The sequence below is a fragment of the Priestia sp. P5_B4 genome, from assembly GCF_056400385.1.
In genome coordinates this window covers 1-2,729 of record NZ_JBFULJ010000510.1, presented here as the reverse complement: position 1 = coordinate 2,729, position 2,729 = coordinate 1, and the positions used below count along the sequence as shown (strand labels likewise).

Sequence of the window (2,729 nt, the reverse complement as noted above, 5' to 3'; positions counted from 1 at the left end):
GGTGCAAACGTATTAAGCATTTTAACCGGAGGAATTGTGCTAGCCGGCGTGATTGGATTAGCTGACGGAAGCTACACGCTTTCTTCTCTTGCTAAAACTGTGACAGAAGGTATTGGCGGAATGTCAGAGTTAATTATTTTATCTCTGCTAATCGGCGGAATGGTTGAGCTTATTCGCTATAACGGCGGTATTCAGTTCTTATTGAATTTATTAACACGACGCATTCAAACAAAAAAAGGCGGAGAATTCAGCATCGCTGGACTGGTAAGTTTAACAAATTTAGCAACGGCTAATAACACGATTTCAATTATTACGGCAGGTCCGTTAGCAAAAGAAATCTCTGATAAGTATTCAATTGATAATCGTAAATCAGCCAGCCTGCTTGACTTGTTTTCATGCAGCGTTCAAGGGCTTATCCCTTACGGCGCACAAATGCTTCTCGCAGCAGGATTTGCTAAAGTTTCACCGATTGAGATTATTCCATTTACATTCTACCCAATGTTAACAGCGGTTTGCGGGATCATTGCAATTGTAATTGGATTTCCTCGTAATAAAAAGTCAAAGTCATCTAAAGAAGCTGCGTAATATCAAACCCTTAAAAAGAATGTTCTTTTTAAGGGTTTTTTACTGTTTAAAAAAATCAGTCGGCTTTTCATCATCTAACTCCTTCCAAAGCGTCTCGTTCTGTTTAAGTGCATAAGCCGCTCCTCCAATTTCAATCCCGCATAATAAAATGAATAATAAAATACCCATGAGATGACCTCCTTACGTAAATGAGTAAAAACACGATGGTAACGGGTTTAGCTTCTTGCTGTTTCACTTTATAATGAGAATAAAGTATGAAACGCGTTTCAGCGCAAGAGAAAAAGGTGAAAACATGACAAATATCCGAGATATCGCAAAAAAAGCTGGTGTATCTGTTTCGACTGTATCCCGGGTGCTAAATCATCATCCGTATGTAAAAGAAGAAAAACGCCGACTGGTAGAGCAGGTTATTCACGAACTTAATTATGAACAAAACATTAATGCCGTTCACTTATCAAAAGGGAAAACAAATATGATTGCCGTCGTCTTGCCTTTTATTAATCATCCGTATTTTAGTCTGCTTTTAGAAGGAGTGGCATCTCAGGCGTTAGAAAAGCAGTATCAGCTTGTTATTTGTCAGACGAACTATGATGTGAAAAAAGAAGAAGAAGCGCTTCATATGCTAAAAACAAAGCAAGTTGATGGAGTGATTATTTGTTCTAGAGCAAGCAGCTGGAGCACGATTGAATATTATCAGCAGTACGGGCCGATAGCCGTGTGCGAAAACGTACAGAATCGTTCTATTCGCTCCGTTTACGTTGATCATTATGCAGCTTTTAAGCAGGCGCTTATGTATTTAAAAGAAAAAGGATATACGGATATTGGCTACTGTATTGGAAGGATGACGGGTACGAATAGTCAACAGCGGCAACAAGCATACAAAGAATATGTAGAAAGAATAAATCAGCCTTATCATCCGGAATGGGTTTTTCAAGGCTGTTTGAACGTGACAGATGGTGAAAAAGTGGTGGAAAAACTAGTGCAGATGAAAAATCGGCCTCAGGCGCTTTTAGTAACAAACGATCAAGTAGCTATCGGAATAAAAGCTCAGTGCGAACAAGCGGGCATTTCAGTTCCTGGTGAATTAGCTATCATTGGTTTTGATAATCATCCGCTTTCTTCTTATTTACAAATAACAACGATCGAACTTCCTCTTAAGGAAATGGGAGAAACGCTTTTTACATTAGTGGGAAGCAAGGTTCCTCAGAAAATTGAGCTCCCTTTTCGGTTTATTGAGCGTAAAAGCGTATGAATTCTTGATGATGCCATGAGGTGTTTTTACCGGATAAAATGAGCAAAAGCGGACATCATACGAGTAAAGAAAGAAGAAAAGGATGATGATCGTGGAGAAAAAAGAATATCAAGTGGGAGATCAAGTATTTGTTATTTACCGAAATCCTCATACGGCAAACGTTGCGAATATTAATCAGGCTGAAATTGTTGAACATCCCGAAAACAAAGGTGAAAAGGCGCTGTTTTTACATGAGTCTTACCATTTGTTAGCTGAAGATGATGCCGTATATTCAACGTATGAAGAAGCTGAAAAAATGTATAATAAGATATTTGATTATGAACAATATGACTAATGCAAGGCTCTCTTAACGGAGAGTCTTTTTTGTTTGAAAAATAATTACCAAGGATAGAGTCTTTTTATTTTTCAAACGCTATTAGTACTAGAAAAAAGGAAGTGTACATGATGATAAAACCTTTTGTACCTCAATTAGTATATATTGAGCCAGGGGCAATGGAGTACCCGCTTGGTGTTCAATTAAAAGAAAAATTTGAGAAGATGGGAATTGAGATTCGTCAAACAACTTCTCATAATCAAGTGCGTAATATACCGGGAAAAAATGATTTGCAAAAATACCGCAATGCCAAGTCGACTTTAGTAGTTGGCGTGCGTAAAACATTGAAATTTGATACATCTAAACCGTCAGCTGAATATGCAATACCATTTGCAACAGGGTGTATGGGGCACTGTCACTATTGCTATTTGCAGACAACAATGGGAAGTAAACCATATATTCGCACGTACGTGAATGTTGAAGAAATATTAGGTCAAGCAGAGCAATATATGCAGGAGAGAGCCCCACAAATAACGCGATTTGAAGCGGCTTGTACATCTGATATCGTAGGAATTGACC

Annotated in this window: 5 protein-coding genes; 4 read left to right on the top strand and 1 reads right to left on the bottom strand. The window is 38.3% G+C overall.

Annotated elements, in window-relative coordinates; translation table 11 throughout:
* Nucleotides 1-585, top strand: a 585-nt coding sequence (locus AC1DRF_RS22140) for a Na+/H+ antiporter NhaC family protein (RefSeq protein WP_477741705.1), incomplete at its 5' end; no start/stop codon positions are given.
* Nucleotides 586-624: 39 nt separating this feature from the next.
* On the opposite strand, the gene AC1DRF_RS22135 is transcribed toward AC1DRF_RS22140, so the two are convergent.
* Entirely contained in the window at nucleotides 625-753 is a 129-nt protein-coding gene (locus AC1DRF_RS22135; protein WP_013083044.1) for a hypothetical protein, read from the bottom strand.
* Between the two features lie 124 nt (nucleotides 754-877).
* On the opposite strand from AC1DRF_RS22135, the gene AC1DRF_RS22130 reads away from it, so the two are divergent.
* The 3 genes from AC1DRF_RS22130 to AC1DRF_RS22120 form a co-directional block, all read left to right on the top strand.
* On the top strand, nucleotides 878-1,837 hold the full coding sequence (locus AC1DRF_RS22130) for a LacI family DNA-binding transcriptional regulator (protein ID WP_097823496.1): 960 nt from the start codon (nucleotides 878-880) through the stop codon (nucleotides 1,835-1,837).
* A gap of 85 nt (nucleotides 1,838-1,922) precedes the next feature.
* On the top strand, nucleotides 1,923-2,171 hold the full coding sequence (locus AC1DRF_RS22125; protein ID WP_016764006.1) for a transcriptional regulator SplA domain-containing protein: 249 nt from the start codon (nucleotides 1,923-1,925) through the stop codon (nucleotides 2,169-2,171).
* A gap of 110 nt (nucleotides 2,172-2,281) precedes the next feature.
* Nucleotides 2,282-2,729 (top strand): spore photoproduct lyase family protein (locus AC1DRF_RS22120; RefSeq protein ID WP_477741704.1); only part of this gene is annotated, 448 nt, incomplete at its 3' end.

Excerpts from the sequence above, each read along its gene's own strand:
- AC1DRF_RS22135 (WP_013083044.1), bottom strand. The coding sequence starts at position 753 with ATGGGTATTTTATTATTCATTTTATTATGCGGGATTGAAATTGGAGGA.
- AC1DRF_RS22125 (WP_016764006.1), top strand. The coding sequence starts at position 1,923 with ATGATCGTGGAGAAAAAAGAATATCAAGTGGGAGATCAAGTATTTGTT.
- AC1DRF_RS22130 (WP_097823496.1), top strand. The coding sequence starts at position 878 with ATGACAAATATCCGAGATATCGCAAAAAAAGCTGGTGTATCTGTTTCG.